Origin of the sequence: Gordonia sp. (in: high G+C Gram-positive bacteria) (assembly GCF_049299075.1) — a bacterium.
Classification (GTDB): Bacteria; Actinomycetota; Actinomycetes; order Mycobacteriales; family Mycobacteriaceae; genus Gordonia.
Map to the genome: position 1 here is coordinate 1 of NZ_JBAQWU010000086.1, position 5674 is coordinate 5674.

At 68.7% G+C, this 5674-nt stretch carries 7 protein-coding genes; 4 read left to right on the forward strand and 3 right to left on the reverse strand.

What is annotated here, in order from left to right; genetic code table 11:
* Together WAW85_RS02880 and WAW85_RS02885 are read left to right on the forward strand one after the other, a co-directional pair.
* Positions 1–508: DUF6286 domain-containing protein (locus WAW85_RS02880; RefSeq protein ID WP_422558150.1), on the forward strand; the 508-nt coding region annotated here is incomplete at its 5' end.
* Entirely contained in the window at positions 505–1059 is a 555-nt protein-coding gene (locus WAW85_RS02885; RefSeq protein WP_422558151.1) for a hypothetical protein, read from the forward strand. The genes WAW85_RS02880 and WAW85_RS02885, both read left to right, overlap by 4 nt.
* A gap of 66 nt (positions 1060–1125) precedes the next feature.
* Here WAW85_RS02885 and WAW85_RS02890 read toward each other — a convergent pair whose 3' ends face one another.
* Positions 1126–1926 carry a DUF1542 domain-containing protein gene (locus WAW85_RS02890; protein ID WP_422558152.1) on the reverse strand — a complete coding sequence of 267 codons (801 nt, stop codon included), beginning with the start codon at positions 1924–1926 and terminating at the stop codon, positions 1126–1128.
* Positions 1927–2048: 122 nt separating this feature from the next.
* On the opposite strand from WAW85_RS02890, the gene WAW85_RS02895 reads away from it, so the two are divergent.
* A complete protein-coding gene (locus WAW85_RS02895; RefSeq protein ID WP_422558156.1) occupies positions 2049–2744 on the forward strand; it encodes a LysR family substrate-binding domain-containing protein in 696 nt (231 codons plus the stop codon).
* A gap of 116 nt (positions 2745–2860) precedes the next feature.
* Complete coding sequence (locus WAW85_RS02900) at positions 2861–4075, forward strand: hypothetical protein (protein WP_422558153.1); 1215 nt, start codon at positions 2861–2863, stop codon at positions 4073–4075.
* Between the two features lie 62 nt (positions 4076–4137).
* On the opposite strand, the gene WAW85_RS02905 is transcribed toward WAW85_RS02900, so the two are convergent.
* Both WAW85_RS02905 and WAW85_RS02910 read right to left on the reverse strand, forming a co-directional pair.
* A complete protein-coding gene (locus tag WAW85_RS02905) occupies positions 4138–4830 on the reverse strand; it encodes a NifU family protein (RefSeq protein WP_422558154.1) in 693 nt (230 codons plus the stop codon).
* Positions 4830–5674: nucleoside recognition domain-containing protein (locus WAW85_RS02910; RefSeq protein ID WP_422558155.1), on the reverse strand; the 845-nt coding region annotated here is incomplete at its 5' end. The genes WAW85_RS02905 and WAW85_RS02910, both read right to left, overlap by 1 nt.

The following is a 5674-nucleotide window of genomic DNA, read 5'->3' on the forward strand; positions in this document are numbered from 1 at the left end:
CCTCGCCGGTGCCGGTTTCGCGCTGGTGCTCTTGGTGCTGGCCGGAGTCGCGATTCGCGATCTGATCGTGCGCGCCGGTTGGGTGCCGGGGCACGAGTGGCTCGGTGGCGCGGCGCACTGGGGCGCTAACGAGAACTGGCAGGCGTGGATGTGGGTCTTGGTGGCGGCGTTGCTGTTCGCTGGGCTCGCCATGGTGTGGCTCGCGGTGAAACCCCGCCGTCATCGTTATCTTGCGGTCGGCGACGCCAGCGCCAACGGCAACGCCGAACAGCGCTGGACCCGGCCGGGTGACATCGCGCGCCGCTGCAGCGCGGTGGTCGCCGAACAAGCCGGTGTCGATGCAGTGTCCACCCATTACGGTCGTCGCAAGGTGACGGTCACCGTCACCGGCGATCACGGGGTGGTTGACACCGACGTCATTGGGCAGGCGGTGCGGGGCGTCCTGGCCTCGTTGGGCCTGGATCCGAAGGTAGCGATCACAGTGACCGACGGGAGGGGGGTGCGTTGAACGCGATACCCGCGGCGTGGAACCGCATCTCTGTCGGCGTCGTCGGCCTGCTGTTGGTGCTTGTCGGTCTGGCGCTGCTGTTTTCGCAGATCCAGGTCGGCCCGGTGTCGGACTGGGTGGGCAACATCGACTCGGGCAAGGTCGACGACGCCGTCGATTCTGACTGGTGGACCTGGGTACTTGTCGGCGTCGTCGTCGTGGCCGCGTTGTGGGGCTTTCGGCTGTTGGCGACGCTCATCCGGCCGCAAGCCGCCCCGCGCCTACTGCTGGACGGCAGCGGACCCGACGGTCGACTGGTGATCGCGCCGGGCGTGATCGCCTCGGCTGTCGCGGCCCAGCTTGGGGAGCATCGCTGTTTCGACGAGGTGTCGGTCAAGGCCATCGACGACCGCGGCGTCAAGCTGCTGCGCATCGTGGTGACCGCCGATCCGAACCGCTCCTACGAGGACCTCACGGCGGTTCTGGGTGACGTCATCGATCAGATTCTGGCCGCCATACCCGACTCCGGACTGCACGTGCAGACGCTGATCCACTTGGAGCGAACCAAGTAGCTCGCGTCGAGGATGAGGCGAGGACCGGGTGAATGGCGTGCCCCGGGCTCGGGGCTACCGACGGGATCAGAAGTCGAAGCCGCCGAAGTCGAAGCCGCCGCCCCCATCGCCGCCGCCGAAGCCGCCGCCCTCGAAGCCGCCGCCGTCGAAGCCACCGCTATCGCCGCCGCCGTCGAAGTCACCGCTTTCCCCGCCGCCGTCACCGCCGCCGAGTTCGCCGCCGGTATCCCCAGCCGCGAACGACTCCGCGCCATAGTTCACACCGCTCATCCCGGAGAACAGTGACGAGAACAGCAGCATTGAACCCATACCCCACATGCCGCCGATCAGCGCTGGGCGCCACCACGGCTCGGAGTACCAGCCAGCCGGCACTGGGCGGCCGGCGACACGGCCGCCAGGGTAGTAGTTCGGGGTGGCGTCGCTCGGGGTTGGCGAGGCGGCGACCTGCCGGCCCTCGAACTCGACGGTACGGTCCTCGGTCACCCGGCCGGCCTCGGCCTGACCATCCAAGCCGGGCACTGGAGGTCCGGGGTCGAGGTTCATCGCGGTGCGGGCCGCTCGCACGTAATAGAGACCTTCGAGCGCGGTCTGCTTGGCAAGGCGGGCCTGGACCGGGCTGGCGGCGTCGGCGAGTTGCGCGCCTGCAGCGTTGTATCGCTCCCCGGCATCGGCGAGGGCCTGCGTAGCGGCCGGGTTTGCGCCGTCCAACAAATAGACCTGCCCGCCTAGCCGCGAAATCGCCTGCTGTGCCTCGGCTCGGGCATCGTCGAGGTCCGTCTGCGCCCGGTTCGAGCCGCCGTTTTGTATGACGGCGACCGCCACCACGACGATCACGAGCACGAGGACGATCCAGATGAGCGCTGTCATGGAAACCAGCGTACTGATTGCCCGAATCCTGGGGTCGACCCTGCGTTCGGTGCGGTCGGCGCCGATAGGCTGAGCCGGTGACCGTTGCCGCCGTATTCCGCCTCGCCTATGCGCCGGGCGTGATGCCGGCAAAATGGGTGCGCACATTTGCCGAGCGCAGGCCCGGCGTCGATGTCGAACTCGTCGACTGCGCCGCGGCCGAGGCCGCCGCCCTGGTGCGCAGTGGGACGGTCGACGCCGCACTCGGCCGACCAGGCGTGAATGCGGAGCCCGATCTGGCGCTGATCCGGCTGTACGACGAGGTGCCCGTCGTTGTGGTTCCGAAAGGCCATGTACTGACCGCGGCTGACGAACTCACCTGCGCCGACCTCGCCGACGAGTCTTGCCTTTTGCCCCTCGACGACGTGCTCGGGTGGGACGCGCGTCCTGGCACACAACTGAGCCACCGGCCGGAGACGACCGCGGACGCGGTGGAACTGGTGGCCGCCGGGCTTGGGGTGCTGGTGGTGCCGATGTCGCTCGCGCGCCTGCACCATCGGCGTGACCTCACCTTCCGGCCGCTGGTCGACGGCCCGGCCGCGCCGGTCGGCCTCTGGTGGTCCGAGCCGACGAGCGAGCTGGTAGACGAGTTCATCGGAGTCCTCCGCGGCCGCAAGGCCGGGTCGTCGCGCGGTACGCGCGAGCCGGTCGCCAAACGGTCGGCTAAAGAGAAGGCGGCGGCGCGGCGTGAGCGGCTGGAAGCGGCGGGCAAGGTGCCACCCCGCAAACCCAAAGGTGCCGGCGAACCCGGCGCCCGCCGTCGGCGCGGTGGGCGGTAACGCTGATGGTGATCGGAATCGGTCGGGCGCGGCGGATCGGGGCTCGGCTATTCCCGCGCGCGGCGTGGCATCTTCCACCAGGCTGTTCAGGGTCCTGAGCCGGTAGAATCCGATTCATGAGTGCAACCCCCGGACCCGTCACCGCGGCCGATGTGCGCCGGTGGACGCAGGACTCGCGAGTGCCGGGCGATCCGCCGCCGCTCTCCGACGCGGCCGCCCTGCTGATCGCGTCCGGGCACGTGACGGCGCCGGGGCGCGTCCTGGTGGTGCGCCGGATGTCGATGGGTCTGCCGCTGCCGGTGCTCAACGTCTCGGCCGTCGAACTGCGCCGGCTGCAGCACTCCATCGGCCACCTCGAAGACCAGTTGGCCACCGGTGTCATGCCCGGTATGGTCGCCACCGTGCTGCGCACTCGGCTCTCCGGAATGGTCCGAAAGCGCGAGGAAGCGCGTCGCATCGTGGTGCTCGGTAAAGGCATCTTCGCCAGCAGCACGCGCGGTATTCGACGGGAGCGCCGGGAGAACATCTACTTGGAGATCGACGAGCGCGAAAAGCTCTTCGCCGGTCTGCTGGCGACGCCGTGCGCCAACCTGCCCGGCGGTGGCGGCGTTCGCCGAGCCGGCAGTGCCGCCGTCGACCGGATCGCCGGATTCGTCGGCAACTTCGCCGGGCGCGGCGCCGCCGCGAACGTCGAGGAGTGGATCAACGAGGCGCTCGGTAGTAAGCCCGGCCAGGCCTCGCCGCCCAGTCGGGGCTCGTCGTCGTTCGCCGACGGCTACGAGACGCTGCTCTTTATCGCCGGTCATTTCTACGACCGTATTCAGCGGAACCGGGCCTGGCAGTCGGACTTCTTCGAGATCCAGCGGGGTGCGGTGAACTTGCATGCCGAGCTCGCCGAGATCGCCGCCGATGTCGTCGCGCTGCGCGGCCTGCGCATCGACCTTGATCGCGCTCGGGCTAGCAGTGGGTACGACGAGGACTTCTCCGCTCACCTCGATCAGCGCGAGGCGGCGCTGCGCCCGGTCTGGACACAGCTGCTCGAGCGTGTGCTGGCCCTGACTGAAATCGCCCAGACCGTCGAGTCGGCGGCCGCGGAACTGCGCATCCTCGATGAGTACGATCGCGCGTCCACCCTGGACACCCGCATCGACAGCCTGCTGGCTCGCTCCGGCGACCGCGAACTCTCCGCCGACCACTCCCGGATGCTGTCCGAGCAGGTGCGCTCGGGCGAGGAACAGCTGCGCATCTACCGCGACGTGCTCCAGGGCAATATCGCCCGGATCTCCCCGCACCCAGAGATGTACCAGCTGCCCGAGCGGTACGAGCCGTAGCAGCCGGCCCGGTACGGACCTCGGGTGGGCCGAGGACCGCACACCGGCCGACTCCGGGCTCCTTAGCCGGAGTTCTTCTGCCGCTCGCGGCGCAGCGACGGCCACGCCAGCTTGGTCCGGGTGCTTGTGTTGCCCGCTGTTTTCTTGGTGGCTGGTGTTTCCAGGGTGGCCGGGGTGCAGTCGGTATCGCCGCCGACGACGACGCCCGCGAAACCTGGGATGGGAGACAACCTGGTAACCAGATCGCGCCGGATCGTGTTGTCGGCGAAGGCACAGCCGTGGCAGCGGCCGCTCAGCTGGACGTGCACCCGACCCGCGGTGACGCGCAGCAGCGTCACCACGCCGCCGTGCGATGCGGTATAAACACCGAACTCGCCGGCGAGGACCTGCTCGACGGCGTCGGTGATCTCCCGGTCGGCTGCAGCCGTCACCGCAGCCGAATCCGTGTGCGGCTGGCCGGGCGCATCCGGCCAGCCGCCGGGTGCGCAGAGTGTGTGGAAGAGTGCGGAACGGATGGCCGGACCGTTGACGGCGGCAGTGTGCCCGACCGACAGCTGCGTGTCGATACGGCCGGGTGCCACCGAAACCGCGGCCAACACGCCTTCGGCCATCAGTCGCTGGATGGCGGTGGGAGCAAGTTCGGGTGGGACGTTGCCGGTCTGCCGGATCAGGCCGGGACCGACTCGCCAGACGATCAGCTGGGGGTCGTCGCCGGCTGGTTCGGGGCGGAGGTGGACGGGTGAGGTGGTAATCATCAACCGGTCACCGCGGCAGTGATGGTGTGTCCGAGGTAGGCGGCACCCCAAGCCAGGACGAACATGTATGTCCAGGAGATCAGCGGCCACTTCCAGGAGTTGGTCTCCCGCCGGATCGCGCCGACCGTCGACATGCACTGCAGCGCGTAGGCGAAGAACAGCAGGAGGGCGACGAGGGTGGGCGGGGAGAAGACGATCTCGCCCTGGTGGGGGCCGTCGGTGTAGCGCATCTCGGCCAGCGCGGTATCGGGACTCTCGGGGTCCTCGGCCGCCGCAATCTGGCCGAGGGTAGACACCACCACTTCGCGTGCGGCGAACGAGCCCAGAATTCCGATGTCGATGCGCCAATCGAAGCCGAGCGGCGCGAAGACCGGTTCGACGGCCTTGCCGATGGATGCGGCGAAGCTGTTGTCGAGTACGAACGACCGAGCTTCAGCCGCGCCGCGTGCCTGAGCTTCCTCCGCGTCGGCACCTGCGGCGAGGGCCGCGGCGACCGTCGTATCCTGGATCGCAGCCGCCTCCGCGGTATGCGCGGGCAGAGACAGCAGGATCCACAGCACGATGGCAGTGCCCAGGATAATCTTGCCGACCTTGTGCAGGAACTGCTTGGACGAATCCCACATCGAGAGCAGAACGCTCTTGAGGCCAGGTAGGCGGTACGGCGGCATCTCCATGTAGAAGGGCATCAGGTCGCTGCGGAGCGATCTGGTGCGTTTGAAGATTGCGGCGGCGCCCATCGCCGAGAGGCCGCCGAGCAGATACAGACCGAACATCACGACGCCCTGCGCCTGGAACGGGCCGAACCGCGCATCGGAGCTGACCAGCATGCCGATCAACAGCACGT